23 protein-coding genes are annotated in these 26,121 nt (G+C 73.4%); 16 read left to right on the top strand and 7 right to left on the bottom strand.

What is annotated here, in order from left to right; translation table 11 throughout:
- Positions 1-16: 16 nt before the first annotated feature.
- Complete coding sequence (locus ACPFP2_RS24540) at positions 17-565, bottom strand: Uma2 family endonuclease (RefSeq protein ID WP_424091806.1); 549 nt, start codon at positions 563-565, stop codon at positions 17-19.
- A gap of 261 nt (positions 566-826) precedes the next feature.
- Here ACPFP2_RS24540 and ACPFP2_RS24545 point away from each other — a divergent pair, with 261 nt between their 5' ends.
- The 5 genes from ACPFP2_RS24545 (at position 827) to ACPFP2_RS24565 (ending at position 6,854) form a co-directional block, all read left to right on the top strand.
- Entirely contained in the window at positions 827-1,882 is a 1,056-nt protein-coding gene (locus ACPFP2_RS24545) for an ABC transporter ATP-binding protein (protein ID WP_424091868.1), read from the top strand.
- Between the two features lie 5 nt (positions 1,883-1,887).
- Positions 1,888-2,967: an ABC transporter ATP-binding protein gene (locus tag ACPFP2_RS24550; RefSeq protein WP_424091870.1), complete on the top strand. Its 1,080-nt coding sequence runs from the start codon at positions 1,888-1,890 to the stop codon at positions 2,965-2,967.
- Positions 2,964-3,965, top strand: a complete 1,002-nt coding sequence (locus ACPFP2_RS24555) for an ABC transporter permease (RefSeq protein WP_424091808.1) — start codon at positions 2,964-2,966, stop codon at positions 3,963-3,965. Before ACPFP2_RS24550 ends, ACPFP2_RS24555 begins: the two co-directional genes overlap by 4 nt.
- Before the next feature lie 14 nt (positions 3,966-3,979).
- Entirely contained in the window at positions 3,980-4,966 is a 987-nt protein-coding gene (locus tag ACPFP2_RS24560) for an ABC transporter permease (protein WP_424091809.1), read from the top strand.
- Positions 4,967-5,111: 145 nt separating this feature from the next.
- Positions 5,112-6,854, top strand: coding sequence for an ABC transporter substrate-binding protein (locus ACPFP2_RS24565; RefSeq protein ID WP_424091811.1), 1,743 nt, complete (start codon positions 5,112-5,114; stop codon positions 6,852-6,854).
- Between the two features lie 99 nt (positions 6,855-6,953).
- Here ACPFP2_RS24565 and ACPFP2_RS24570 read toward each other — a convergent pair whose 3' ends face one another.
- On the bottom strand, positions 6,954-9,092 hold the full coding sequence (locus ACPFP2_RS24570; protein WP_424091813.1) for a prolyl oligopeptidase family serine peptidase: 2,139 nt from the start codon (positions 9,090-9,092) through the stop codon (positions 6,954-6,956).
- Positions 9,093-9,178: 86 nt separating this feature from the next.
- On the opposite strand from ACPFP2_RS24570, the gene mshB reads away from it, so the two are divergent.
- The 3 genes from mshB to ACPFP2_RS24585 all read left to right on the top strand — a co-directional run bounded on the left by mshB (position 9,179) and on the right by ACPFP2_RS24585 (position 11,106).
- The gene (gene mshB / locus ACPFP2_RS24575) at positions 9,179-10,102 is read left to right on the top strand and encodes an N-acetyl-1-D-myo-inositol-2-amino-2-deoxy-alpha-D-glucopyranoside deacetylase (RefSeq protein WP_424091815.1); all 924 of its coding nucleotides are present in this window, start codon (positions 9,179-9,181) and stop codon (positions 10,100-10,102) included.
- A gap of 17 nt (positions 10,103-10,119) precedes the next feature.
- Positions 10,120-10,560 carry a hypothetical protein gene (locus ACPFP2_RS24580; protein WP_424091871.1) on the top strand — a complete coding sequence of 147 codons (441 nt, stop codon included), beginning with the start codon at positions 10,120-10,122 and terminating at the stop codon, positions 10,558-10,560.
- 81 nt (positions 10,561-10,641) lie between these two features.
- Positions 10,642-11,106, top strand: coding sequence for a hypothetical protein (locus ACPFP2_RS24585; protein ID WP_424091817.1), 465 nt, complete (start codon positions 10,642-10,644; stop codon positions 11,104-11,106).
- A gap of 7 nt (positions 11,107-11,113) precedes the next feature.
- Here the strand turns inward: ACPFP2_RS24585 and ACPFP2_RS24590 are convergent, their stop codons facing one another.
- Positions 11,114-12,076 carry a GNAT family N-acetyltransferase gene (locus ACPFP2_RS24590; RefSeq protein ID WP_424091819.1) on the bottom strand — a complete coding sequence of 321 codons (963 nt, stop codon included), beginning with the start codon at positions 12,074-12,076 and terminating at the stop codon, positions 11,114-11,116.
- 79 nt (positions 12,077-12,155) lie between these two features.
- On the opposite strand from ACPFP2_RS24590, the gene fdxA reads away from it, so the two are divergent.
- The 5 genes from fdxA to ACPFP2_RS24615 are packed head-to-tail and all read left to right on the top strand — an operon-like array spanning position 12,156 to position 15,929.
- On the top strand, positions 12,156-12,482 hold the full coding sequence (fdxA, locus tag ACPFP2_RS24595; protein WP_088992046.1) for a ferredoxin: 327 nt from the start codon (positions 12,156-12,158) through the stop codon (positions 12,480-12,482).
- Positions 12,479-13,594, top strand: coding sequence for a succinyldiaminopimelate transaminase (gene dapC / locus ACPFP2_RS24600; RefSeq protein ID WP_424091873.1), 1,116 nt, complete (start codon positions 12,479-12,481; stop codon positions 13,592-13,594). Before fdxA ends, dapC begins: the two co-directional genes overlap by 4 nt.
- Before the next feature lie 7 nt (positions 13,595-13,601).
- Positions 13,602-14,639: a prephenate dehydrogenase gene (locus ACPFP2_RS24605; protein WP_424091822.1), complete on the top strand. Its 1,038-nt coding sequence runs from the start codon at positions 13,602-13,604 to the stop codon at positions 14,637-14,639.
- Between the two features lie 4 nt (positions 14,640-14,643).
- The gene (locus tag ACPFP2_RS24610; RefSeq protein ID WP_424091824.1) at positions 14,644-15,282 is read left to right on the top strand and encodes an SIMPL domain-containing protein; all 639 of its coding nucleotides are present in this window, start codon (positions 14,644-14,646) and stop codon (positions 15,280-15,282) included.
- A complete protein-coding gene (locus ACPFP2_RS24615) occupies positions 15,282-15,929 on the top strand; it encodes a nucleoside/nucleotide kinase family protein (protein WP_424091826.1) in 648 nt (215 codons plus the stop codon). The genes ACPFP2_RS24610 and ACPFP2_RS24615 overlap by 1 nt, the downstream gene beginning before the upstream one ends.
- Here the strand turns inward: ACPFP2_RS24615 and ACPFP2_RS24620 are convergent.
- Both ACPFP2_RS24620 and ACPFP2_RS24625 read right to left on the bottom strand, forming a co-directional pair.
- Positions 15,906-18,485, bottom strand: coding sequence for a hypothetical protein (locus tag ACPFP2_RS24620; RefSeq protein ID WP_424091828.1), 2,580 nt, complete (start codon positions 18,483-18,485; stop codon positions 15,906-15,908). The genes ACPFP2_RS24615 and ACPFP2_RS24620 overlap by 24 nt on opposite strands.
- Before the next feature lie 92 nt (positions 18,486-18,577).
- Positions 18,578-19,135: a sugar O-acetyltransferase gene (locus tag ACPFP2_RS24625; protein WP_424091830.1), complete on the bottom strand. Its 558-nt coding sequence runs from the start codon at positions 19,133-19,135 to the stop codon at positions 18,578-18,580.
- A gap of 114 nt (positions 19,136-19,249) precedes the next feature.
- Here ACPFP2_RS24625 and ACPFP2_RS24630 point away from each other — a divergent pair, with 114 nt between their 5' ends.
- Positions 19,250-22,630: a S8 family serine peptidase gene (locus ACPFP2_RS24630; protein ID WP_424091832.1), complete on the top strand. Its 3,381-nt coding sequence runs from the start codon at positions 19,250-19,252 to the stop codon at positions 22,628-22,630.
- Between the two features lie 68 nt (positions 22,631-22,698).
- Here ACPFP2_RS24630 and dapD read toward each other — a convergent pair whose 3' ends face one another.
- Positions 22,699-23,655 carry a 2,3,4,5-tetrahydropyridine-2,6-dicarboxylate N-succinyltransferase gene (gene dapD / locus ACPFP2_RS24635; RefSeq protein WP_424091834.1) on the bottom strand — a complete coding sequence of 319 codons (957 nt, stop codon included), beginning with the start codon at positions 23,653-23,655 and terminating at the stop codon, positions 22,699-22,701.
- Positions 23,656-23,785: 130 nt separating this feature from the next.
- Between dapD and dapE the strand changes: the two genes are divergently transcribed.
- Positions 23,786-24,859 (top strand): succinyl-diaminopimelate desuccinylase, encoded by a 1,074-nt coding sequence (gene dapE / locus ACPFP2_RS24640; protein WP_424091835.1) that lies wholly within the window; start codon positions 23,786-23,788, stop codon positions 24,857-24,859.
- An 80-nt stretch (positions 24,860-24,939) separates the two neighbouring features.
- Here dapE and ACPFP2_RS24645 read toward each other — a convergent pair whose 3' ends face one another.
- The gene (locus ACPFP2_RS24645; protein WP_424091837.1) at positions 24,940-25,101 is read right to left on the bottom strand and encodes a hypothetical protein; all 162 of its coding nucleotides are present in this window, start codon (positions 25,099-25,101) and stop codon (positions 24,940-24,942) included.
- A gap of 156 nt (positions 25,102-25,257) precedes the next feature.
- Here ACPFP2_RS24645 and ACPFP2_RS24650 point away from each other — a divergent pair, with 156 nt between their 5' ends.
- A complete protein-coding gene (locus ACPFP2_RS24650) occupies positions 25,258-26,118 on the top strand; it encodes a TIGR00730 family Rossman fold protein (RefSeq protein WP_424091839.1) in 861 nt (286 codons plus the stop codon).
- Positions 26,119-26,121: the final 3 nt, after the last annotated feature.

Raw genomic sequence — 26,121 nt, forward strand, 5'->3', positions numbered from 1 at the left:
AGCCGACCGACATCCGTCAGGGGACGAGATCTTCGGGCCGAATGGTGGCCTGCACCGGCTCGGTCAACTCCAGCGACTCTCCGCGCTTGACGATCGCCTGTTCCGCGTAGTTGCGGCCTCGCCTGCGGAACAGTCGCAGCGCGCCCGTCTCCTGCTCCACCAGCAGGTACCACTCGATACCGGCGGCGGCGTAGTAGTGCATCTTGAGCACCTTGTCGGTGGCCGCGTTGCTCGGCGAGATGATCTCGCAGACCAGCCGGACGGCTGCCGCGTCGATCATCAGCTCGTCCAGGTCGACCGGGCCGGTGAGGACGAGATCGGGAACCGGGACACGCCCGGGCCGGAGCCGGACGTTCACCGCCTCCAGCAGCTCGAGCCCGGCGGGCTCGGCCGCGGCTTCGAGGATGTTGCCGAGCTTGCGGGAGATGCGTTGGTGCCGGGGGGTCGGTGCCGGGGTCACGTGGAGGCTCCCGTCGAAGAGTTCGACGCGCTGAGACGTCTCGCCGAGGGCGACGTACTCCTCTTCGGTCCACGGTCCGTCGTGGTCGAACACCGCCACGGTCATGGTCACCTCCACCTCGCCACCGACGGCCATCCTCCGGGAACAACCGCGTCCATGGTCGCACTTCGAGTGCGACCGGAGGGCCGGTGCTCGCCGGTGCGGGGGCGTTGTCGAGTCGTTACGCTGTGGCCCCGGACAGTCCGGCGCATGTAGCTTATTTTCAGCCTCGTGAGTTTGTTGTAGTTTCTCTTCAAACTTTTCGGGGAGGCGGGCGTGGACAGTCCGGAACAGGCGCCGTCCGCACGGCCGGGCGATCCGCCGGTCGTGCCGCAGCAGCGTGCCGACGAGGGCCCCTACCTGCGGGTGGACGACCTGCGGGTCCGCTTCGACACCGCCGACGGCGTGGTGCGCGCGGTCGACGGGGTGTCCTTCGCCGTCCGGCGTGGCCGTACGCTCGGCATCGTCGGCGAGTCCGGGTCGGGCAAGAGCGTCACCTCGCTGGCCGTCCTCGGCCTGCACGACCCGAAGCGCAGCACCATCACCGGGCAGATCTCCGTCGGTGGGCGCCAGCTCGTCGGCCTCGGCGAGGAGGAGGTACGCCGGCTGCGCGGCCGGGACATGGCGATGATCTTCCAGGATCCGCTGTCGGCCCTGCACCCGTACTACACGGTCGGCCGGCAGATCGCCGAGGCGTACCGGGTGCACCATCCCCGGGCCGGGCGGCGGGCGGCGCGCACCCGGGCGGTCGACATGCTCGGCCGGGTCGGCATCCCGCAGCCCGCCCGCCGGTTCGACCAGTACCCGCACGAGTTCTCCGGCGGGATGCGGCAACGGGCGATGATCGCCATGGCCCTGGTCAACGATCCGGACCTGCTCATCGCCGACGAGCCCACCACCGCGCTGGACGTGACCGTGCAGGCGCAGATCCTGGACCTGCTCGCCGACCTCCAGGCCGAGTTCCACTCGGCGATCATCCTGATCACCCACGACCTCGGGGTGGTCTCCCAGGTCGCCGACGACGTGCTGGTGATGTACGGCGGACGCGCCGTCGAGCAGGGCGGTGTGGAGCAGGTGCTGCGCCGCCCGCAGCACCCGTACACCTGGGGGTTGCTGTCGAGCGTGCCCTCGCTGCACGGCGACGCGGCGGCGGACCTGGTGCCGATCCCCGGCAACCCGCCCTCGCTGATCAACCTGCCGTCGGGTTGCGCGTTCCACCCCCGCTGCCGGTACGCCGCGCGCACCGACGGCCGCTCGCGAACCGAGGTGCCGCCGCTGGTCGGCGCGGGGGAGGCCGGGCACCTGGTCGCCTGTCACCTGCCGGCCGACACGCGCGCCCGGCTCTACCGGGAGGACGTCGCACACGTGGGGGTGGCCCGGTGAGCGGGATCGAAGACGAGCCGCTGCTGCGGGTACGCGGGCTGACCAAGCACTTCCCGGTCCGCACCGGCTTCCGCAGCCGGGGGCTGGTGCGGGCGGTGGACGGGCTGGAGTTCGACGTGCGGCCGGGGGAGAGCCTCGGCCTGGTCGGGGAGTCCGGCTGCGGCAAGACCACCACCGGCCGGATGCTGGTGCGGCTCCTGGAGCCCACGGCGGGGACGATCGAGTTCGCCGGACGGGACATCACGCACGCCGGGCGACGGGAGTTGCGGCCGCTGCGGCAGGACCTCCAGATCATCTTCCAGGACCCGTACGCCTCGCTGAATCCCCGGCACACGGTCGGCCGGATCGTGGCGATGCCGTTGCAGGTCAACGGGATCGACCCGCCCGGCGGCGTGAAGAGGCGGGTGCAGGAGCTGCTGGAGCTGGTCGGGCTCAACCCCGAGCACTACAACCGGTACCCGCACGAGTTCTCCGGCGGTCAGCGACAGCGGGTCGGCATCGCCCGGGCGCTGGCCCTGCGGCCGAAGCTGATCGTCGCCGACGAGCCGGTCTCCGCCCTCGACGTCTCGATCCAGGCACAGGTCGTCAACCTGCTCCGGAACCTGCAACGCGACCTCGGGCTGGCGTTCGTCTTCATCGCCCACGACCTGGCCGTGGTGCGGCACTTCTGCCACCGCGTCGCCGTCATGTACCTGGGCCGCATCGTCGAGATCGGCGACCGCGCCGACATCTACGAGCGCCCGCAGCACCCGTACACCCGGGCCCTGCTCTCGGCGATCCCGGACGTGACCACCCTCGGGCCGGCCGGGCGCATCCGGCTCACCGGGGACGTGCCGACACCGCTGGACCCGCCGTCGGGCTGCCGGTTCCGCACCCGTTGCCCGAAGGCGCGGGACATCTGCGCGACCGAGGAGCCGGCCCTGGTGCCGCGCGACGGCGGCGGGCAGGCCACCGCCTGCCACTTCCCGGAGAACGGCCCGGTGACCGGGTCCGCCCCGGCCCGGCGCGCGGTCGCGGCGGACGGGGACGAGAGCGTGGACCCGGCGGCGACGGCGGGCCCGGACGCGCAGGAGGTGGCGAGGTGAGTTTGTCCCCGGTGGAGGGCGTGGCGCTGGCCGAGATCGAGTCCGGGGGCGACGTCGGCGAGGAGCAGGGCTTCGTCGGCCGGTCGCCCGGGCAACTGGCCTGGGCCCGGCTGCGGCGGGACCGGACGGCCGTGGTCAGCGGTGCCATGCTGGTCTTCTTCGTGGTGGTCGCGCTGGCCACCCCGCTGATCGAGATGGCGTACGGGATCGGGCCGCGCGAACAGTTCCAGGGCCGGCTGGACGGCTTCGGCATGCCGCTCGGCTACGCCGGTGGGGTCACCGGCGAGCACTGGTTCGGCCTGGAGCCGGGCCTCGGCCGCGACATCTTCATCCGGATGGTGCACGGGCTGCGCACCTCGCTCTTCATCGCCTTCGCCGCCGCGGTCATCACCGCCGCGATCGGCATCGTGCTGGGCACCGTGGCCGGGTACCTCGGCGGCTGGGTCGACGCGGTGGTCAACTGGGTCACCGACCTCACCCTCGCCATGCCGTTCCTGATCATCGCGCTGGCCCTGACCCCGACCCTCGCGCTGCGCTTCTACGGCCAGCGCGAGGCGGTGCCGCCCGCGTTCCAGATCGGGGTGCTCGTCGCCATCTTCGCCATCTTCGGCTGGACCAGCACCGCCCGGCTGGTCCGTGGGCAGGTCATCGCGCTGCGCGAGCGGGAGTTCGTGGAGGCGGCCCGGGCTGCCGGCGCGGGTCTCGGGCACATGCTCTTCCGGCAGCTGCTGCCGAACATCTGGGCCCCGATCCTGGTGTCGTTCTCGCTGGCCGTGCCGGCGTACATCACCAGCGAGGCGGCGCTGTCGTTCATCGGGGTCGGGCTGACCGACGAGACGCCGAGCTTCGGCCGGATGATCTACCGCAGCCTGGACTACCTGCAGACCGACCCGGCGTACGTCTTCTTCCCCGGCGTCACGATCTTCGCGCTCGTGTTCGCCTTCAACCTCTTCGGTGACGCGTTGCGCGACGCGCTCGACCCGAAGTCCTCCCGGTAGGGGTGTGCCGAGAGATGGTGCGTTTCCTGGTCAAGCGGCTCTTCTCCGCCGCGCTCACCCTCTTCGCGGTCAGCGTGCTCACCTTCCTGATGTTCTTCGCCCTGCCCCGGGATCCGGTCAGCGGGATGTGCCCGAAGAACTGCAACCCGGAGCGGCTCGAACGGGTCCGCCAGGAGTTGGGCCTGCGCGACCCGCTGATCACCCAGTACGCCGGCTACATGAAGGGCATCGTCACCGGGCGGGACCTGGGCAGCGCCCAGGGCGGCCGGTGCGACGCGCCCTGCCTGGGCTGGTCGTACGTGTCGAACGAGGCGGTCTTCGACACCATCGCCCGGGTGCTGCCGGTGACCCTGAGCATCGTGATCCCGGCGGCGGTGCTCTGGCTGCTGCTCGGGGTGGGGCTGGGCATGGTGTCGGCGCTGCGGCGGGGCACCTGGCTGGACCGGGTGGCGATCGGCTTCTCGCTGACCGGCGCGTCGTTGCAGCTCTACTTCGTCGGGGCGGTGCTGCTGCTGGTCTTCGTCTACAGCCTGCGGCTGCTGCCGGTGCCGAGCTACACCCCGCTGCTCGACGATCCGGTGCGGTGGGCCAGCGGGCTGGTGCTGGCCTGGGTGGCGCTGGCGTTCCTCTTCTCCGCGATCTACGCGCGGCTGTCCCGGGCCCAGATGCTGGAGACGCTGTCGGAGGACTTCGTCCGCACGGCGCGGGCGAAGGGCCTGGCCAAACCGAGGGTGTACGGCCGGCACGCGCTGCGCGCGGCGATCACCCCGGTGGTCACCATCGCCGGGCTGGACGTCGGCGCGGCGCTCGGCGGCACGGTGATCACGGAGACCACCTTCGGGCTGAACGGGATGGGCCGCACCGCCGTCGACGCGGTGCGCGCCGGTGACCTGCCGACCATCATGGCGACCGTGCTGATCGCCGCGGTCTTCGTGGTGCTGGCCAACGTCCTGGTGGACCTGCTCTACGCGGCGATCGACCCCCGGGTCCGGCTGCGTTGACCGTACGTCCGCCGGCCGGGCCGCCCGCCGCCCGGTCGGCGACGAAATTTATCGACAACCGTTACACAATTTGAAGGTTTTCTTCTTTACGATCCACGGGACGTCGGCGTTCACGCCGACGGCACCCGGGTGGAGGAGGTAGGAGATGCGACCACGTGCAGCCGCCGCCGCAGGCGGCGCGATCGCCCTGGTTGTGGCATTGGGTGCGTGTTCGGAGAACACGGGCGAGGGCACCACGGTGGACACCGACCGCAAGCAGACCGGAGTCATCGCCACCGACCCCAAGGACTCGCAGGGGCCGGCGGCCGAGGTGGCGGGGGCGCAGAAGGGCGGCACCTTCACCATCATCCGGGAGACCCCGATCTCCCATCTGGACCCGCAGCGCACGTACTCGTTCGCCGGTCTGATGGCCAGCCCGCTCTTCGCGCGCTACCTGACCACGTGGAAGGACGACGGCAAGGGCGGTCTGGTCCTCGTCGGTGACCTCGCCGAGACGCCCGGCACCAACGTCAACAACGACTGCAAGGTCTGGGAATTCAAGGTCAAGGACGGGGTGAAGTTCGAGGACGGCAGCCCGATCACCTCGAAGGAGATCGCCTACGGCATCGCACGCTCCTTCGACCCCGACCTCACCGGCGGCCCGACCTACATCCAGGAGTGGCTCGCCGACACCGCCCAGTACGACACCAAGTGGGACTTCAAGGCGAACAAGACCGCGCTGCCGCCGGGCCTGACCACCCCGGATCCGAAGACCCTGCGCTTCGAGTTCGCCAAGCCCCGCTGCGACCTGCCGTTCGCGGTGTCGCTGCCGACCACCGCCCCGCTCAAGCCCGAGCAGGACACCGGCGTCAACCTGGACGCCAAGCCGTTCTCGTCCGGGCCGTACAAGGTCGCCAAGAACCAGGTCGGCGTGCAGCTCACCCTCGACCGCAACCCGCACTGGGACGCGAAGACCGACCCGGTGCGCCACCAGTACCCGGACCAGTTCGTCTGGACCTTCGGCCCGACCGCGGACGCGGCGGTCAACCGGGTGATCGCCGACAACGGCGCCGACCAGAGCGCGCTGGCCTTCAACTTCGTGCCCGCCTCCCTGGTCGCCCGGGTGGCCCAGGACGCGGCGCTCAAGCAGCGGACCATCCTCTCCCCGACGCCGAGCGCCAACCAGTTGGTCATCAACACCCAGCGGGTCAAGGACCTGAAGGTCCGCCAGGCGCTCAACTACGCCATCGACCGGGACGGTCTGATCAAGGCGCTCGGCGGGCAGACCGTGGCCCAGCCGCTCACCACGCTGATGCCGCCGGCCACCATCGGGTACAAGGCGTACGACGCCTACCCGGCGGGCGCGAACGGCAACGTCGACAAGGCCAAGGAACTGCTCGGCGGGCAGATTCCGGAGCTGGTCCTCGGGGTCGCCGACAACACCACCGAGCAGCAGATGGCCACCCAGCTCAAGGGCAACCTGGAGCGCGCCGGCTTCAAGATCACCGTTCGGAACATCCCGGACGACGCGAAGCTCGACGAGATCAAGAAGAAGGACAACCCCTGGGACCTGTACATCGGTAACTGGGCGGCGGACTGGCCCAGCGGCGCGTCCATCCTGCCGGTGCTCTACGACGGCCGCTCCATCAAGGCCGAGGGCAACAGCAACCAGTCGTACTTCAACGACGCGGCGATCAACGCCGAGATGGACCGGATCCTGGCCCTGCCCCCGGCCCAGCAGGGCCCGGAGTGGGGCAAGCTCGACGAGCGGATCATGAAGGAGCACGCCCCCGTCGTGCCGCTCTTCGTCGACGTGGCCTACGTCGCGCACGGCTCGAAGGTCGGCGGGGTCCTCATCTCCAGCGTCTTCGGCTACCCGTCCTTCGTCAACGCCCACGTCAAGCCGTAACACCCGCACCACGGACGGGCCCCGGTCGACAACGACGTCGACCGGGGCCTCCGTCCGTTCCGGCCGGGTGTCGACGTCCCCGGCCGCCCGGGAACGGGCCTACAGGCGCGTACGCAGGAAGTCCAGCTCCAGCCGGAGCAGCCGCTCCGACACCCCGCCCGCCGCCAGGTGGGTCGCCCCGGTCAGCGGCAGCACCGCGTGCGGGCGACCGGCGGCCAGCAGTGCCGCCGAGAGTCGCAGCGTGTGCGCGGCCACCACGTTGTCGTCGGCCAGACCGTGCACCAGCAGCAGCGGTCGCGCCTGCTCCCGGTCGACCACCGGCTCGGCGGCCAGCTCCACCAGTGAATGGTGGCCGTACACGTCGATGCCGTCGTCGGGCATGCCCAGGTAGCGCTCCGTGTAGGCGGTGTCGTACAGGGACCAGTCGGTGACCGGAGCGCCCGCGATGCCGCACTTGAACAGCTCCGGGTGCCGTAGCACGGCCAACCCGGCAAGCCAGCCGCCGAACGACCAGCCACGCACCGCCACCCGCTCCAGGTCCAGGTCCGGGTGCTTGCCGGCCAGCGCGGTCAGCGCGTCGACCTGGTCGGCGAGGATCACGTCGGCCAGCCGCCGGTGCACCGCCTTCTCGAACGACGGGGCGATGCCCGGGGTGCCCCGGTTGTCGATGGTCACCACCCCGAAGCCCTGGTCGGCCCACCACTGCCGCTCCAGCCACGCCGACCGCGCCGCCACCACCTCCTGGTGGCCCGGTCCGCCGTAGATGTCCAGCAGCACCGGCAGCCGGGTGCCCTTGACGTGGTCGGTCGGGTAGAGCACCCCGGTCGGCAGCCGCCGGTCGGTCACCCGGACCAGCATCGGCCGCGGGGCGTACGGCGGGTTGGCCGCCAGCGAACGCAGCCGGGCCACCTCCCGGTCACCGCGCCACACCACCCAGCTGGTGCCCGGGTCGTCCAGCGACGCGGTGCCCACCACCAGCACGTCCCCGCCGACGGCGGCGGTGTGCCAGCCGGGGGTGGCGCTCATCCGGCGGACGTCCACGCCGCCGCCGATCGCCGTGCGGACCCGGTAGAGGTGGCGCTGGCTCGGTTCGCCCTCGCTCGCCTCCACCAGCAGGTCGGCCGGACCACCGCCGCCCGGCAGCCGCCCCACCACCCGTCGGACGTAGAGCGAGGGCGGGGTGAGCAGGGTGCCGTCGGCGAAGAGGCAGCGGGCGTCGTACCCGTCGTGGGCCAGTTCGCCACCGACCAGCACCCGGCCGTCCGGCAGGTGCGCCGGGGTGCCGGGGATCGGCTCCACCCAGCGCGGGTCGGCCAGCTCGGCGTGCACCTGCGTCTCGCCGGTGCGCGGGTCGACCGCCAGCACCAGGCCGTGCTGCTGCGAGCGGCGCAGCACGGTGATCAGCGGGCCACCGTCGGCCCAGCTCACCGACGCCAGGTACGGGTAGGTCTCCCGGTCCCAGTGCACGTCGACCCACCCGCCGTCGAGGTCGAGCAGGTGCAGGCTGACCTCGGCGTTCGGCCCGCCCGCCCGGGGGTACGCGACGCTGGTCGGCGCGCTCTCCGGATCCGCCGGGTCGTGCAGGCACCAGCGCGGCAACCGGCTCTCGTCGACCCGGGCTGCGAGCACGGACCGGCCGTCCGGCGCCCACCAGTAGCCACGGAAACGGTCGAACTCCTCGGCCGCGACGTGCTCGGCCAACCCCCAGGTCACCCCGGAGCCCTCGCCGGCGAGCAGGACGTCGGTGCCGTCCGGCTCGACCACCCGCAGCTGCCCCCGGCGCACCCCCTCGGCGGCGTCCGTGACGTACGCCAGCCGCTCGCCGGTCGGGTCGGGGCGCGGATCGATCACCGGCCCGACGGTGGCCACCTCCACCACGTCGCCGTGCACCAGGTCGGCCCGGAACAACCGCCCGCCCAGCGGCAGGACCGCCACCCGGCCGGCCGCGTCCAGGGCGTACGAGCCGATGCCGGCGCTGCTCAGCCGCAGCCGCTCGCGCAGCGCCCGCTCGCCCGGGGCGAGCGCGGCCTCCTCGTCCGTGCCGAGCAGCGCCCTCGGATCGGCGACCAGCCGCTCCTCGCCGGTGGCGACGTCCAGCGACCAGAGCGCCTCGGCCGGATCCTCCGGACCGCCCGAGCGGAGGAAGACCACCCGGGATCCGTCGTCCGCCACGGTGACGGCGCGCGGCGCCCCGTGGCTGAACCGACGGGTACGGGCGGCCAGCTCGGGAAAGTCCACGCTTCGGATCGTAGGGGCGGGCCCGGCGTGATGTGGCCGACCTGAGCGGACGCGTAATCCTCGGACGGCCAGAACCGCCGGATAGAGTGACGCCCGTGACGACGCTGCCCGACCGACGCCTGCTGCTGGTCCACGCGCACCCCGACGACGAGTCCATCGGCACCGGATCGACGATGGCCCACTACGCCGCCGCCGGCGCTCACGTCACGCTGGTGACCTGCACCCTCGGCGAGGAGGGCGAGATCCACGTGCCGGAGCTGGCGCAGCTCTGCGCGGCCGAGGCCGACCAGCTCGGCGGCTACCGGATCGGCGAGCTGGCCGCCGCGTGCGCCGCGCTCGGTGTCGCCGACCACCGCTTCCTCGGCGGCGCCGGCCGTTACCGCGACTCCGGGATGATGGGGCTGGCCACCAACGAGCACCCCCGGGCCTTCTGGCAGGCCGACCTCGACGAGGCCGCCGGCCACCTGCTGGCGGTCATGCGCGAGGTCCGACCGCAGGTGATGATCACGTACGACCCGAACGGCTTCTACGGCCACCCCGACCACATCCAGGCCCACCGGGTGGCGATGCGGGCGGCCGAGCTGGCCGCCGCCGAGGGCTGCGCCCCGGCCAAGGTCTACTGGACGGCGATGCCGCGCAGCGTCCTGGAGGCCGGCCTGGACCAGTTCACCGAGTCGTCGGACAACCCCTTCGACGGCATCGGGAGCGTCGACGAGTTGCCCTTCGGCACCCCGGACGCCGAGATCGCCGCCCGGATCGACGCCACCGAGCAGCACGCCGCCAAGGAGGCGGCGATGCGGGCGCACGCCACCCAGATCCCGGCCACCTCGTGGCTCTACTCGATCGCCGGCAACTTCGGCGCCGAGTTCATGGGCGTGGAGTACTTCACCCTCGCGGTGGGTCGGAAGGGCCCCGGCCGGGGCCCGTACGGCTGGGAGGACGACCTCTTCGCCGGGCTGGTATCGGACGGGCCGGACCGCAGCCCGGTCGCGGCGGCCGGGCTCCGGTGACCCTGCCCGCCGCGCCGATGCCGGTCGTCGAGCAGGAGGCCCCGCCGCCGCCCCCGCGCCAGGTGCGGCGGCTGCTCGACGCCGCCCTGCGGGTGGCCGGTGGGCTGATCTCGGTCGTCGGCGGGGTGCTCGCCGCCCTGCTCGGGCTGGGGCTGGCGACGGTACGGGCCGGCGGTCACCTGGTCGGGGTGTCGGTGCCGGTGACGATCGGCGCGGCGATCGCGCTGAGCTGGTTCGCGTACGCCACGGTCGGCCGGAAGTGGGCGGTGGCGCTGCCCGCGCTGCCCTGGTTCGCGCTGATGGCGTTGGCGGCGGTCCGTACCGCCGAGGGTGACCTGCTCGTCGCCGGGGACAACTGGGTCGGACTGGCCATGATCACCTGTGGGGCGATGACCTTCGCGGTGATGGCGTTCCGGCAGATCCTGAGTCCGACGACGCAGGGTCGTCACGACGGGTGATGACGACGCACCGCCTGTGGTGGTAGACATTCCTGCCAGAAGGCCCGCCGTCGGGGCGGGCGGTACGGCGGGAGGCGTGCGATGAGGGATCGGTGGCGCGCGATCGGCGTGCTCGCGGGAGCGCTGTTCGCGGTCAACCTGGTGGCTCGGGTGATCATCGAACTCGGCTTCGACGGCAACGACACCGCCGCCGACCGGGTCTCGCTCGGCATGTTCGTGGTGCTCGGGCTGATCCTCGCCGCGGTGGTCTTCGTCCAGGGGCGGGAGCGCCCCGCCGGTAGCTGGGGCGCGGACGTGGGCGCGGCCGTGCTGATCGCGCTGACGCTGACCGTGCTGGTGGGGCCGTTGCTGGTCGGCGACGACCCGTTCGGCGGGGGCGCCGGGCTCTTCTTCGCCCAGATCTGGCTGTACCTGCTGGCGGCCGGCGCCGGCGTCGCCGTCGGATACCTGGTCCTCACCGCGCTCGGCCTCGACCACCGATCGCAGCAGCTCAAGCGGTACGCCGAGATCAAGGCGGCCAAGCCGCGACGGGTCGTCCGCCGCTGACCGGCGCTCAGCCGGGTGGGGCGACCCGGGTCAGGTAGGTGTGGTGGGTGGTGAACCCCACCGACCGGTAGAGCGCCACGGCCGCCGTGTTGCGCTGCTCCACCTGGAGGAACGCCCGCGTGGCGCCCTCCGCCCGGCCCCACTCGACCAGGGCCCTGACCACCTGGCCGGCCAGCCCGCGCCGCCGTGCCTCGGGCACCACCTCGATCAGGCTGAGCCCGAGCCAACGGCCCTGCCCGGTGACCGTCCCCCGGCCCATGGCCAGCAGCGTGCCGTCGGCGTACACCTGGGCGAAGCGGACCCGGTCCACGGCGGTGAGCACGTGCCGGGCGGCGTCCGGGAGGCCGCCCTTGCGCCCGGCGGCGACCGCGAGCCAGTCCTCCGACGGCGCGTCGGCCAGCGCGACCGGCGGCGCGTCGGCGGCGACCGGCGGGGCCGGCGGCAGCGCCGCCAGCGGCACGGTCTGCACCAGCACCACGGGCCGGGCGCCCCAGCCCCGGGCGTCGAGTTCGGCGCCGACCGGTGCGGCCAGCGGGAGCGGGGTGTTCACCATCGCCGGCTGGCCGAGGTCGGCGTACCAGGACTCGACCGCGTCGAGGGCGGCGGGCAGCGGGCGGTCCGGGTCACCGACCGGCAACGCGGAGTTGGCCCGGCCGGACCAGCCCGCCGCGGCGCGCAACAGCCAGTCGCCCAGCCGGCCCCGGACGGCGGCCGGCCAGGCCTCGTCGGAGGCCAACTCCAGCTCCACCACGGCGGCGGCGGTGGGCCGGCGGGCCGGCGGCACCCGCTTGGCGCGGTGCACCTGATCCAGCGGTACCCGCAGCCGCCCCTGCCCGGTCGCCAGCGTGAGATGCGTCTCGTCCAGCTCGACGAGTTCGCCCAGAGCGTCCGAGAAGAGGGGCCGGCCCGCGCGGATTCCCACCACCCGCCGGACCACGATGCGATGTCCTACATCTTGCTGTCGGAGCACGATCGACCTCCTCCCCGGCGAGATACTAGGCTCTTACCGTCGCGGGTGATCGCGACGAGTCTTGCGGAGGAGAAGACCGGTGACCTACATCATCGCCGAGCCGTGCGTGGATGTGCTCGACAAGGCATGCATCGAGGAGTGCCCGGTCGACTGCATTTACGAGGGCAATCGGATGCTCTACATCCACCCCGACGAGTGCGTCGACTGTGGTGCCTGTGAGCCGGTCTGCCCGGTCGAGGCGATCTTCTACGAGGACGACGTCCCGGAGCAGTGGAAGGACTACACCGCGGCCAACTACGAGTTCTTCGAGGACCTGGGCTCGCCGGGTGGCGCCTCGAAGATCGGCAAGGTGGAGAAGGACGCGACGTTCGTCGCCGCCCAGCCGCCGCGCGGAGAGGGCCACTGAACCGGCCCGCGCCGGTCTCGGCACGGCTGCCCGAGTTCACCTGGGACACCCTGGACGCCGCGGCCACCCTGGCCGCGGCGCATCCGGACGGTCTGATCAACCTCTCCATGGGGACACCGGTCGACCCGGTTCCCCCGGTGATCCGGCAGGCGCTGGCGGACGCGTCCGACGCCCCGGGGTACCCGCTGACCGCGGGCACCCCGGCGCTGCGCGACGCCATCGCCGCCTGGGTGGCCCGGGCCTGCGGCGCGGGTGTCGACTCACTCGGCGTGCTGCCGACGATCGGCTCCAAGGAACTGGTCGCCTGGCTGCCCACCCTGCTCGGGATCGGCCCCGGTGACGTGGTCGTGGTGCCGTCGATCGCCTACCCGACGTACTCCGACGGGGCCCGGCTCGCCGGCGCCACCGTGGTCCGCACCGAATCGCTCACCGCGCTCGGCCCGACCCCCCGGGTACGCCTGGTCTGGGTGAACTCGCCCGGCAACCCGACCGGTCGGGTGCTGCCCGCCGCCCACCTGCGCAAGGTGGTCGACTGGGCCCGCGAGCGCGGCGCGGTGGTGGCCAGCGACGAGTGCTACCTGCCGCTGGGCTGGACGGCCGACGCCGCGCCCGTCTCGGTGCTCTCGCCCGAGGTCTGCGGCGGGTCGTACGACTCGGTGCTGGCGGTGCACTCGCTCTCCAAGCGCTCCAACCTGGCCGGCTACCGGGCCGGCTTCGTCGCCGGCGACCCGGCGCTGGTGGCCGAGCTGCTGAAGATCCGCAAACACGCCGGGATGATCGTGCCGGCGCCGGTGCAGGCCGCCATGGTGGCCGCGCTGGCCGACCAGACGCACGCCGACGAGCAGCGGGAACGCTACCGGGCCCGGCGGGAGACCCTGCTCGCCGCGTTCACTCGGGCGGGCTTCACGGTCGAGCACTCCGAGGCCGGGCTCTACCTCTGGATGACCCGGGGCGAGGACTGCTGGGCCACCGTCGACTGGCTGGCCCGCCGAGGCATCCTGGTCGCCGCCGGCGCCTTCTACGGCCCCGGGGGCGGCCAGCACGTGCGGGCGGCGCTGACCGAGTCGGACGCACACGTCGCGGCGGTCGCCGCGCGCCTCGCGCAGGGCTGACCCACCGATGGCCGGGGCGCGGCTGCGGGCGGCGGTGGTCGGCACCGGGCTGATCGGCGGCTCGGTGCTGCTCCGGCTGCACGCCGCCGGCCTGGACGTCACCGGCTGGGACCCCGACGGGGCGACCCGACGGCGGGCCCGGGAGATCGGCGTACCCACTGTGGAGCGGCTGGCCGACGCGGTGGCCGACCGGGACGTGGTCTTCCTCTGCGGGCCGCTGCCCACCCTGCCCGCGACGCTGGTCGAGGTGGCCGCGGCGACCGCCGAGGACTGCCTGCTCACCGACGTCGGGAGCACCAAGGCGGAACTGGCGGCGTTCGCCGCCGAGCGGGGGCTGACCCACCGGTTCGTCCCCGGGCACCCGATGGCCGGGACGGACCGGGCCGGGCTCACCGCGGCCCAGCCCGACCTCTTCCACGACGCCGCCTGGGTGCTCTGCCCGTCCCCCGGCCCGGGCCTGACCGCGTTCCGCCGGCTCGCCGCGCTGGTCATGGACGTCTTCGCCGCCCGGGTGGTGCCGATGGCGGCCGACCGGCACGACGCCGTCGTCGCCCTCGCCTCGCACGTGCCGCACCTGCTCGCCGGGGCGCTGGCCGGGGCGGCCGAACGCTCGCCGCTGCGCGACGCGGTCCTCGCCCTGGCCGCCGGCAGCTTCTCCGACGGCACCCGGGTCGCCGGGACGCCACCGGAGCGCACCGCCAACATGCTGCTCGGCAACCGGGCGGAGGTGCTGGCCGCGCTGGATTCGGTGACCGCCGCCCTGGACGGGCTGGCCGCCGCGCTGCGCGCCGGGGACCGGGCCGCACTGACCGCCCGGCACGCCGAGGGGCGGGACGCCCGAGTGGCGCTGGCCGGCCGGCCGACGGTCGAGGTGCGGCGGAGCTTCCCCCCGGACGGCGGGGACGAGGAACTGCGGTTCCTGCGCGAACTGGGCGCGGCCGGCGGGTACCTGGACGGCTGCCGCAGCACCGGCGACGGGGTCGAGTACTCGGCCCGCCGGTTGGCGGCGGAACCGGGCGGCCGGCCCGCCGCGCCGTTAGGGTGAGAGCGTGGCGGAGGGACCGGTCGTGGCGGTACGGGGCGAGGCGTACCGGGAGGTGGCTCCGGAGCTGGCCCGCTTCCGGGTGACCGCGACGGCGCGCGAGCGGGACCGTCAGGTCACCCTGACCCGGCTCGCCGAGCGGGCCGCCGCCGTGCGGGTGCTGCTCGACGAGCACGACGCCGCCGTCGACCGTCGCGAGACCGGCGAGCTGCGGGTACGCCCCGAGACGAACCGCTCCGGCGAGCGGGTGGTCGGGTACCACGGCAGCGTCACCACGACGGTCACCGTCACCGATTTCACCGCCCTCGCCGAGCTGATGCTGCGCCTGGCCGACCAGGAGCAGGTCGAGGTCGCCGGGCCCTGGTGGACGCTGCGCCCGGACAGCCCGGTCCACCGGGAGGCACGGCAGGCCGCGATCGCCGACGCGCTGCGCCGCGCCCGGGAGTACGCCGAGGCGCTGGGCGCCCGGGTGACCGCCCTGCTGGAGTTGGCCGACACGGACGAGGGGTTCGGCGGGGCGGGTGGCGCGGTGGCGTACCGCGCGATGGCCGGCGGGCCGCCCGAGCTGGAGCTGGACCCGCAGCCGCAGACCGTGCACGCGGTGGTGCGGGCCCGGTTCACCATCAGCGAGCCGGTCCTGTCCTGATGCCCGAGGCGTCCCCGCTCCCGCTCGACGACCTGGTGGCCCGGGCCCGCGCCCTGGCCGAGGCCGGTCCCCGGCAGCTGCTCGGCATCGCCGGCGCACCGGGGGCGGGCAAGTCGACCCTCGCCGAGCGGATCGTGGCGGCGGTCGGTCCGGCCGCCCGGCTGGTCCCGATGGACGGCTTCCACCTGGCCCAGGCGGAGCTGGCACGGCTGGGCCGCGCCGACCGCAAGGGGGCGGCGGACACCTTCGACGCCAACGGGTACGTCTCGCTGCTGCGCCGGTTGCGCCGGTTGGAGCCGAGCGCGGTCTACGCGCCGCTGTTCCGGCGGGACATCGAGGAGCCGGTGGCCGGGGCGATCGAGGTGCCGCCCTCGGTCCGGCTGGTGGTGACCGAGGGCAACTACCTGCTGCTGACCGTCCCGCCCTGGGACGAGATCCGGTCGCTGCTGCACGACGTGTGGTTCCTCGACCTGGACGTCCAGCTGCGGCTGCGCCGGCTGGTGGCCCGGCACGAGGCGTACGGGCGGTCGCCGGCCGAGGCGGCGGCCTGGGCGCACGGCAGTGACGAGGCGAACGCCACGCTGGTCTCCGGCACCGCCCGCCACGCGGACCTGGTGGTGCGGCTAACCGATCCGCTGCCGGGGTGAGGGGGTGCTCCGGCGCAGCAGCCGGGCCACCAGGGCACGTTCCCGCAGGAACTCCACCGCCTCCGGGTAGCCGCTGTGGTTGCGGATCGGCGGGTCGGCGACCTCCCCGCCGCTGGGGTGCAGCGCTTCCGGATCGGCCACCGGGACGTCCCGTTCGCCGGCGCTGACCTGCCAGCCCAGCGGGTCGGTGTCGCGCCAGAAGTTGGTCCAGGCGACGTGCCCGCCGGGCCAGGTGAGGGTACGGGCGAGCACGCGCAGCCGCTCGGGCCCGAAGTACGCCGGGAAGACCCGGCCGTAGAGGCGGGTGAGCTGGCAGCCGTACGAGAAGAACCAGATCCGCCGTCGCCAGCGCGCCGGTAGCTGGAGCAGCATCGAGGCGCAGATGACGGTGCCCTGGCTGTGCCCGGACAGGATCACGCCGTCCATCCGGCGGGGGTCGTGCTCGGTCAGCGCGAGCAGCCCGGCGATCCGGGTCTGGAGTTCGGGGACCGCCCGTTCGGCGTAGCTGGGCGGGGCGAGCGGGTGCGCGGCCCGGGGCCAGAAGGTGCCGACGTCCCAGATGACGCCGACCGAGCGGCGCACCGCTTCGCTGCGGTAGACGAGCAGGCCCAGGCCGGCGACCACCACCGGCAGCCAGCCCAGCAGGGCGTCGCCGATGTCGGCGGTGGTGTGCAGCGCCGCCTGCCACCCGCCGGACGCCTCCGGGGTGGGTCGGCTGCGGGACAGGGCGGCGGCGCAGCAGATGGTCACCAGCACCACCGACACCGTGGCGTAGCAGCCGACCAGCCGTACCGCGTGTTCGCCGACCAGCCGGTGCAACGCCTGGTAGCTGCTCACGTCGCGGCAGCGGCGCAGGTCGTGGGCGGAGAGGGCGCCGCCGGAGGCAACGAGGCGGGCGTACTCCTCGCGGCGCAGCGCGTGGAAGATGACGGTGGCCCGGACGAGGGTGGCGGCGAGCGCGGCCGCGGCGACGGCGAAGGCCAGCCCGGCCCAGAACACCGCCAACGGCGGCACCTCCGGGGAGGGGCCGCTGGGGTTGGCGTCGCCGTTCAGCCGGTCGCTGACCCAGTAGAGCAGACCGGCGCAGTAGGCGATGGCCATCATCCAGCCGAAGCCGGCGATCAGGGCGGGTCCGCGTCCGCCCCAGGCCAGGTCGGTGTGCGGGCCGAGCGGCTGCTGCTCGAAGTCCGCCCGGGTGCGGGGCAGCAGCAGCCCGGCTGCGGCGACCGCGACGGCCGGCACGGCCAGCATCCAGACCCGCAGGCCGTCGGGTGCGGCCGGTGTTCCGGGCAGCCCGACCTCGGTCCAGGCCACCGCGATGGGCAGCAGCGCGCCGGAGACGGCCGGGGCGAGCAGGGCCCGCCGGCCGGACCGGCTGACCGCGCCGATGCCGATCAGCAGCAGCACCTGGTACGTGGCGAGCCAGGCGACGGCGGTGTCGTACCCGGGCAGTGACCGGTCGTCGAGGCAGCCGGGCAGGTCGGGGTCGTGATGGCAGCCGGTCGGCGGGCGGTACTCGGACAGCGGGCGGCCGGCGGGCCCGTCGGGCAGCAGCAGGATCAGGAAGGTGCCGGCGAGTCCCACGCCGGTGAGCACGCCGACGGCGGCGCTCCACCGGCCCAGCGGGGCGGCTCCCTGGCGTCGGGTCAGCCAGGGGCGGCCGACGGCGACCGCGGCGATCAGCACGACCGCGGCGAACGCGCCGATGGTCGGCCAGGCGAGCGCCGCCCGTACGCCCTGCGGCGGGTCCATGACGAGCACCGCCTGCAGCGGCACCGCCGCGGCCACCACCGCTCCGACGCAGAGGTGCAGCACCGCGGCCCGGCGCAGCTGTCCCTCGCCGCACCAGAAGGTCGGGTCCTGCAACGGGTTCTCCAGCGGTTCCCGGGCGTCCGGCTCGGCGTCGTCGCGGGGCGTCGGGCGGACGCGGGGCTCGGCGGGCATCTCCGCCTCGTACTGGTAGGTGCGCCAGGCGACCGCGCCGAGCGCCGCGAGCACGGCCAGGGGGAGCAGCAGGCCCACGGCGAGCGCGTGCGCGTCCTCGCGCCACCAGCCACGGCCGAGGAACTCCCAGGGGCCGGGGAGGTGCCGCAGGCAGTCCTGGTCCACGCACTGCCAGGCGATGAGGTCGACGCCGATCCCGGTGGCCGTGATCACGAGGGTCACGGTGAGGCTCAGGCAGAACAGCCGGATCAACCAGGCGGTGATGCCGGAGCGGCTGCCCCAGCGTTCCCGGTCCGGGTCGGGCGGGATGCCGGGCCGGGCGTGCAGGGCGACGTTGGCCAGGGCGAAGGGCAGCAGCAGCGTCCACAGGGCACGTTCGATGTCGCGGGCGGTCCGCGCGCCGGAGGTCAACTGCCCCCAGCTGTACGCCTCGACGGTGATCGGGTCGTCGCGTCCGGCCGTGGTGGAGCGGTAGAAGCCGGTGACCTCGCCGCCGGCCACCAGCCACGGCTGCGGTCCGTCGCCGCCCGGTTCGGGGCGCAGACCGAGGAGTTGGTCGGGCGGGGTGTTCGACACACCGTGCACCCGCAGTTCGAGCACCCGATCACCCATCCGTGCCCCCTGGTCTCGAGGTCACTACCCAGAGTGCATCGGATTACCCTGCCTCGACCACTGTCCAAACCGATGTTTGCGCAGGTCAGCGACTATTCCAGGGTCCGCACCACGCGGGCGGGGTTGCCGACCGCGACCACGTTCGGTGGCAGGTCTCTGGTCACCACGGCGCCGGCGCCGACCACCGTGTTCTCACCGACGGTGACTCCGGCGAGCACGATGGCGCCGCCGCCGAGCCAGGCGTTGTCGCCGATGGTGATCGGTGCGGCCGCCTCCCACTTGTCCCGGCGGGGGCCGGGCTCGACCGGGTGGGTGGGGGTGAGCAGTTGCACGTTGGGTCCGATCTGGACGTCGGCCCCGATGGTGATCCGGGCGACGTCGAGGAAGACCGCGTGGAAGTTCACGAAGCTGCGCGGGCCGATGTGGATCTGCCAGCCGTGGTCGCAGTGGAACGGCGGGCGGATCCAGGTGTCCTCGCCGAGGGAGCCGAGCAGTTCGCGCAGGGCGGCGAGCCGCCCCTGCGGGTCGGTCGAGGGACTGGTGTTGAAGCGTTCCGTCAGCCGGGCGGCGCGGTCGAGGTCGGCGATGATCTCGGGCTCGTCGGCGATGTACGGCTCACCGGCGAGCATCCGGTCCCTCATGGACGTCATCGGTCGATGATGTCGGACCGGGATTGCGGACCGTGCCAGGACCGTCATTTTCTGTACTTCAAATTACATACCGAGTATGTAATCCTGGTCTCCGTCAATGCGACTCCCGTAGTGATGACGCTCCACGAGGAGGATCCGTTGCACAGGAGAAGAAAGACGGCCGCACTCGGCCTCGTGCTCGGCCTGGCGGTCACCGTGCCCGCCGCCGTGCCGACCACCGCCTCGGCCGCCCCGACGGTCGGTGACCCGGCCGCCCGGCCGGCCGCCCCCACCGGAAGATCGACCACGGTCACCCTGGTCACCGGGGACCGGGTCACCGTCACCGCCGACGGCAAGGCCGCCGTGCGGCCCGGCCCCGGTCGCGACGACCTGCGATTCCTGGTACGCCGCGAGCGCGGACACCTGTCGGTGACACCGCAGGACGCCGTCGCGCCGGTCCGGGCCGGGCAGGTCGACCGGCGGCTCTTCGACGTCACCGGGCTGATCGCCGCCGGCTACGACGACGCCCGCCGCGACGACCTGCCGCTGCTGGTGTCGTACGCCTCCGGTGGGGCCCGGCGCGGCGTGGCCGCGCTGCCCGGCGCGCGGGTGACCCGCGACCTGCCGGCCATCCGGGGCGCGGCGGTGGCCGCCGGCAAGTCCTCGACCGGCGCGGTGTGGTCCACGGTCACCACCGGCCCGGCCGGTGCGCGGCTCGGCGCGGCGGGGGGCGTCGAGCGGCTCTGGCTCGACGGCCGACGCACCCCCACCCTCGACCACACCGTTCCCCAGATCGGCGCGCCCACCGCCTGGTCCGCCGGCCTCACCGGCAAGGGCGTGACCGTGGCGGTGCTGGACACCGGTGTCGACGCCACCCACCCCGACCTGGCCGGCAAGGTCGCCGAGGCACGCAACTTCGCCGAGACGCCCGACGCCCGGGACACCGTCGGGCACGGCACCCACGTCGCCTCGACCATCGCCGGCAGCGGCGCCGCCTCCGGCGGCCGGTACAAGGGCGTGGCGCCGGACGCGACCCTGCTCGACGGCAAGGTCTGCGAGGACTTCGGGTGCAGCGAGTCGGCCATCCTGGCCGGCATGCAGTGGGCCGCCGTCGACAAGCGGGCCGCGGTGATCAACATGAGCCTCGGTGGCTGGGACGGCCCGGAGGTCGACCCGCTGGAGGCGGCGGTCGGCACGCTGACCGCCGAGACCGGCACGCTCTTCGTCATCGCCGCCGGCAACGACGGCTCCGACGGGTCGGTCGGTTCGCCCGCCAGCGCCGACGCCGCGCTCGCCGTCGGCGCGGTGGACCGCGACGACGACCTCGCCGACTTCTCCAGCCGGGGCCCCCGCGTCGGTGACGACGCGTTGAAGCCCGACATCACCGCGCCCGGCGTGGACGTGGTGGCCGCCCGCTCCGCCCACGGCCAGATCGGCGACCCGGTGGGGGAGCGCTACGTCACCCTCTCCGGCACCTCGATGGCCACCCCGCACGTGGCCGGCTCGGCGGCGCTGCTGGCCCAGCAGCACCCGGACTGGAAGGCCGGGCAGCTCAAGTCGACCCTGATGGCGGCGGCGAAGCCGCACCCGGAGCAGACCGCGTACCAGCAGGGCGCGGGGCGGGTCGACCTGACCCGGGCGATCACCCAGCAGGTCACCAGCGATCCGGTGAGCGTCTCCTTCGGTCGTACCCTGTGGCCGCACGACGACGACGCGCCGGTCACCCGGACGGTCGCCTGGCGCAACGCCGGCTCCACCCCGGTCACCCTCGACCTGACCGTGCAGGCCACCGGCCCCGGCGGGCAGGCCGCCCCGGCGGGCATGTTCACCCTCGGCACGAACCGGATCACCGTGCCGGCGGGCGGTCGGGCCGAGACCACCGTCACCGCCGACACCCGGCTGGGCGACGCGGACGGCTACTGGACCGGCCGGGTGCTCGCCCGCTCCGGCGCCACGGTCGCGGTCACCCCGCTGGCCGTGCACCGGGAGGTGGAGAGCTACACGCTGCGGCTGACCCACCTGGATCGGGCCGGCGTGAAGGCGGCCGACTACTGGACCTCTCTCGCCGGACTGGAGACCTCCGGCGTCTGGGACGCCAGCGGCCCCGACGGGACCGCCGAGGTGCGGCTCCCCAAGGGCCGGTACGGGGTGAACTCGCTCATCTTCGAGCCGGCTCCTGAGGGCGAGGCCCCCGGGCTGACCATGCTGGCCCGGCCCGAGCTGGTGCTCGACCGCGACCTCAGCCTGACCCTGGACGCGCGGACGGCCGAGCCGGTGCGGACGACGATCCCGCAGCCCGGGGCCACCCCGATGCTGATCGACGTCAGCGCGATCTTCTTCGCCGCCGACGGCGGCATCTACAGCTTCGGGCTCTGGACCGACACCTTCGAGGGCCTGACCACCGGCCAGCCCGGCGGGCGCACCGTGTCGGACGAGCAGTTCGTGGCCACGGTCAGCAGCCAGTGGGCCGACCCGGAGGTGGCGAGCAGCCCCTACCTGTACGCGATGAGCGAGGCGATCCCGGGTCGGATGCCCACCGGCTTCGTTCGCGACTACCGGAAGAAGGACCTGGCCACCGTGGTGCACAAGTTCCACGGCGGCTACGCCGGGCTGCTGGCCGAGCGGTTCGTCTTCCCCGCGTTGCAGTACAACACCGGCGGCTCGGCGATCATCCTGCCGACCACCGTTCCCGGCCGGCGGGTCGAGCACTACAACACCAAGGGGGTGCGCTGGGAGTCCGAGATCGACTTCGGGGCGGTCAACCCCGACGAGCCCTGGCTCGACGTGAAGGCCGCGCTCTTCTCCACCCCGACGGCGTACCGGGCCGGCCGGACGGTCCACGAGGACTGGAACCAGGCGCCGTACGGGCCGTCGTTCCCGACGCCGCGCTGGCCGGAGGAGAGCGTCAGCCGGCGGGGTGACTCCATCTTCGTCGGCCTGCCGGTCTTCGGCGACGCCGCCGGTCACCCCGGTGGCTCGGTGACGGACGAGGAGGGCACCCGGCTCTGGCGCAACGGCAAGCTGGTCGGCGAGTCCGAGTACGCCGGCTACGGCGAGTTCGAGGTGCCCGCCGCCGCGGCCGACTACAAGCTGTCCGTCTCGGCGAGCCGCAGCTTCACCGACCTGAGCACCGAGGTGGAGTCCACCTGGACCTTCCGCTCGAAGCACGTGGCGGGCGAGGACCCGGTCCGGCTGCCGCTGTCGGCGCTCCGGTTCACGCCACCGCTGGCCGGCGACAACAGCGCCCGGGCGGGCCGGCTCCTGCCGATCCCCGTCGAGGTGCGGCGCCAGCCCGGCGCGGGCACCGCGAAGGTGGAGAAGCTGACCGTCGACGTCTCGTACGACGGCGGGAAGACCTGGAACAAGGTCAGCGTGCTGCGGCTGCCCCGCGCCGGCTGGGTGGCGATGGTCAAGCACCCGAACACCGCCGGGTACGCGTCCCTGCGGGCCACCGCCCGGGACACCGACGGCAACACGGTGACCACGCGGATCATCCAGGCGTACCGGCTGAAGTGAGCCGTGCCTCCGGGCCCGCGCACGCGGGCCCGGAGGGGGCGGGGTCGGGGCGCGTGCCCCGGCCCCGCTCAGTCGTTGGCGTGCAGGGCGGCGTTCAGCTCGATGCCCCGGCCGGTACGCGGCTTCGCCTCCAGCGCGCCGGTGACCGAGTTGCGCCAGAAGAGCAGCCCGGCCACGCCGGAGAGCTCACGGGCCTTCACCACCCGGCCGTCCGGCAGGGTGATCTTCGAGGCGGCGGTGATGTAGCAGCCCGCCTCGACCACGCAGTCGTCGCCGAGGGAGATGCCGACGCCGGCGTTCGCGCCGATCAGGCTCCGCTCGCCGATGCTGATCTTCTCGGTGCCACCGCCGGAGAGGGTGCCCATGATGGAGGCTCCGCCGCCGATGTCGGAACCGTCACCGACCAGCACGCCCTGCACGATCCGCCCCTCCACCATCGAGGTGCCCAGCGTGCCGGCATTGAAGTTGACGAAGCCCTCGTGCATCACCGTGGTGCCGGAGGCGAGGTGCGCGCCGAGACGCACCCGGTCGGCGTCGGCGATCCGCACGCCGGCGGGGACCACGTAGTCGGTCATCCGGGGGAACTTGTCCACCCCGTACACCGCCAGGTGGCGACCGGCGGCCCGCTCGATCACCCGCAGCTCGTCGACCCGCTCCGGCGGGCACGGCCCGGCCGAGGTCCAGGCGACGTTGGCCAGCTTGCCGAAGATCCCGTCCAGGTTCAGCTCGTTGGGCCGGACCAGGCGGTGGGAGAGCAGGTGCAGACGCAGGTACGCGTCGGCGGCGTCCTTGATCGGGTCGTCCAGCGAGCCGATCACCGTGACCACCTCGACGGTACGCAGGCCGGGCAGCGCCCGCTCGCCGATCGCGCCCGGCGGCAGGTCGAGCACGTCGGCCTGGTCCTCGCCGGGGACCAGCGGCAGCTCGCCGAGTCCCAGCTTGCCGGTCGGGTACCAGGTGTCGAGCACCTGATCCTCAGCCGTGATGGTGGCCAGGCCGATACCCCAGGCGGATCCGGACGTCACAGCACTCCCTCTCGTTCGCGACCGCGGGCTCGCGGGCTCCTCGCGCCCCCGCGTGACCGGGTGTCTGACACCCGCCGCCCGGGAACGCTCACTCCTCGCGCCCACCGATCCTGAAGGTACCGTGCGAACCATGGAGAACCCGCTGACCCCCGAGGTCCTGGCCGATCCGGTGGCCCTGACCCGTGCACTGGTCGACATAGAGTCCGTCTCCCTCAACGAGAAGGCGATCGCCGACTGCGTCGAGGAGGTGCTGCGGAAGGTGCCACACCTGACCACCTTCCGGCACGGCAACACGGTGATGGCGCGTACCGACCTGGGGCGGTCCTCCCGGGTGGTGCTCGCCGGGCACCTGGACACGGTGCCGCTGAACGACAACTTCCCGTCGACCATGCGCGGCGACCTGATGTACGGCTGCGGCACCTCCGACATGAAGTCGGGGGTGGCGTTCGCCCTGCACCTGGCGGTCACCCTGCCCGACCCGCGCTACGACGTGACGTACCTCTTCTACGAGGCCGAGGAGATCGAGTCCAGGTACAACGGGCTCACCCTGGTCGCCGAGGCGCACCCGGAGTGGCTGCAGGCGGACTTCGCGGTGCTGCTGGAGCCGACGTACGGCATCGTCGAGGCGGGCTGCCAGGGCACCATGCGGGCGATCGTCACCACGCACGGCGAGCGGGCCCACGCCGCCCGGTCCTGGCACGGGGTGAACGCCATCCACGGCGCGGGCGAGGTGCTGCGCCGGCTGGGGGAGTACCAGGCGCGGCGGGTGACCATCGACGGCTGCGACTACCGCGAAGGGCTGAACGCGGTCCGGATCAACGGTGGGGTGGCCGGCAACGTGGTACCGGACCGGTGCGAGATCGAGGTCAACTACCGGTACGCCCCGGACCGTGACCCGGCGGCGGCCGAGGCCCACCTGCGTGAGGTGTTCGCCGGCTTCGACCTGGCGGTGACGGACGCGGCGGCGGGCGCCACCCCCGGCCTGGACGCGTCGGCCGCGCAGGAGTTCCTGGCGGCGGTGGGGGCCGCGCCGATCGGCAAGCTGGGCTGGACGGACGTGGCCCGCTTCGCGGCCATGGGCATCCCGGCGCTGAACTTCGGCCCCGGCGACCCCAACCTGGCCCACCACAAGGACGAGCACGTCGAGATCACCAAGATCCGCGACGGTGCCGCCACCCTGCACCGCTGGCTCTCCCCGCTCTGACGGGGTGCGGCCCCGGCGGTCGGCAGACCGTTCGGGGCCGCACGGGCGGCCGGGGACCGGCCGGACGACGGTGCGTCGGGTCAGACGCTGGTGAGCAGGGAGTTGTCGGTGGGGTCGGTGGACTCGGCGACGGGTTCCGCCGGGGACTCCAGTTGACGGGCGCGGCGACGCTCGGCCACCACGTCGCGGATACGCCGCTGCATCTGCCGGCGGATCCGCATCCGCTCGTTGTTGCTGATCACGCTGTGCTCCTCCCCCGAAGGCGCGCGCCGGGGCATACCCGGTATGTGAATAGTAAGACGTACGGGCGAGCGAATTAGTTGCCCAAGATCGCAAACTTTTTCGCCGGGTCGTCGCCCCGCTCACTCCGGAGGTGCCGCTCCACTACGGTTGCTCCCATGAGCGAGAGCAACGGGCGGCAGCCGGGCCGCGATCCGGAGCGGCACCGGGGCGCGGTCACCCTGCGCCGCGGCGCGATCCCGACCAGCACCGCCGACCAGCGGCTGCTGGACTCGCGCAGCCGCGGCGACTGGAAGACCAAGGACGCCTGGCGGGCGCTGCGGATCCTCTCCGAGTTCGTCGAGGGGTTCGACACCCTGGCCGACCTGCCGCCCGCGGTCAGCGTGTTCGGATCCGCGCGCAGCAAGCCGGAGAGCCCCGAGTGCCGGATGGCCGAGGAGTTGGGCGCCGCGCTGGCCCGGGCCGGGTACGCCGTGATCACCGGCGGCGGGCCGGGCGTGATGGAGGCGGCCAACCGGGGGGCCAGCGAGGCCGGCGGGCTCTCCGTCGGGCTCGGCATCGAACTCCCTTTCGAGCAGGGGCTCAACGACTGGGTCGACCTGGCCATCGACTTCCGCTACTTCTTCGCCCGCAAGACCATGTTCGTCAAGTACGCCCAGGCCTTCGTCGTGCTGCCGGGCGGCTTCGGCACCATGGACGAGCTGTTCGAGGCGCTCACCCTGGTGCAGACCGGCAAGGTCACCCGGTTCCCGGTGGTGCTGATGGGCACGGCGTACTGGAGTGGACTGATCGACTGGCTGCGCGACACGATGGCCGTCGAGGGCAAGATCGGGGCGGTCGACCTGGAGCTGATCTGCCTCACCGACGACGTCGCCGCCGCCGTCCGGCACATCGTCGAGGCCGAGGCCGCCCTCTCCGCCGAGCAGGAGGCGGTCCGCGAGGAAGCCGTCGCGGTGGCCGCCGCCGATCAGCGCGCCGCGCGGCGGGCTTCGGACGGCCGGGACGGGCGGGAGGGCTGACCG

The sequence above is a fragment of the Micromonospora citrea genome, assembly GCF_049629545.1.
Lineage (GTDB): Bacteria > Actinomycetota > Actinomycetes > Mycobacteriales > Micromonosporaceae > Micromonospora > Micromonospora citrea_A.

Bases quoted from the DNA above. Each gene is read 5' to 3' on its own strand.
- ACPFP2_RS24625 (WP_424091830.1), bottom strand. From the start codon at position 19,135: ATGACGTCCATGAGGGACCGGATGCTCGCCGGTGAGCCGTACATCGCC.
- ACPFP2_RS24565 (WP_424091811.1), top strand. From the start codon at position 5,112: ATGCGACCACGTGCAGCCGCCGCCGCAGGCGGCGCGATCGCCCTGGTT.
- ACPFP2_RS24630 (WP_424091832.1), top strand. From the start codon at position 19,250: ATGACGCTCCACGAGGAGGATCCGTTGCACAGGAGAAGAAAGACGGCC.
- dapE (WP_424091835.1), top strand. From the start codon at position 23,786: ATGGAGAACCCGCTGACCCCCGAGGTCCTGGCCGATCCGGTGGCCCTG.
- ACPFP2_RS24540 (WP_424091806.1), bottom strand. From the start codon at position 565: ATGACCGTGGCGGTGTTCGACCACGACGGACCGTGGACCGAAGAGGAG.
- ACPFP2_RS24560 (WP_424091809.1), top strand. From the start codon at position 3,980: ATGGTGCGTTTCCTGGTCAAGCGGCTCTTCTCCGCCGCGCTCACCCTC.
- ACPFP2_RS24615 (WP_424091826.1), top strand. From the start codon at position 15,282: ATGCCCGAGGCGTCCCCGCTCCCGCTCGACGACCTGGTGGCCCGGGCC.
- ACPFP2_RS24620 (WP_424091828.1), bottom strand. From the start codon at position 18,485: ATGGGTGATCGGGTGCTCGAACTGCGGGTGCACGGTGTGTCGAACACC.
- ACPFP2_RS24580 (WP_424091871.1), top strand. From the start codon at position 10,120: ATGCCGGTCGTCGAGCAGGAGGCCCCGCCGCCGCCCCCGCGCCAGGTG.
- ACPFP2_RS24585 (WP_424091817.1), top strand. From the start codon at position 10,642: ATGAGGGATCGGTGGCGCGCGATCGGCGTGCTCGCGGGAGCGCTGTTC.
- ACPFP2_RS24605 (WP_424091822.1), top strand. From the start codon at position 13,602: ATGGCCGGGGCGCGGCTGCGGGCGGCGGTGGTCGGCACCGGGCTGATC.
- ACPFP2_RS24650 (WP_424091839.1), top strand. From the start codon at position 25,258: ATGAGCGAGAGCAACGGGCGGCAGCCGGGCCGCGATCCGGAGCGGCAC.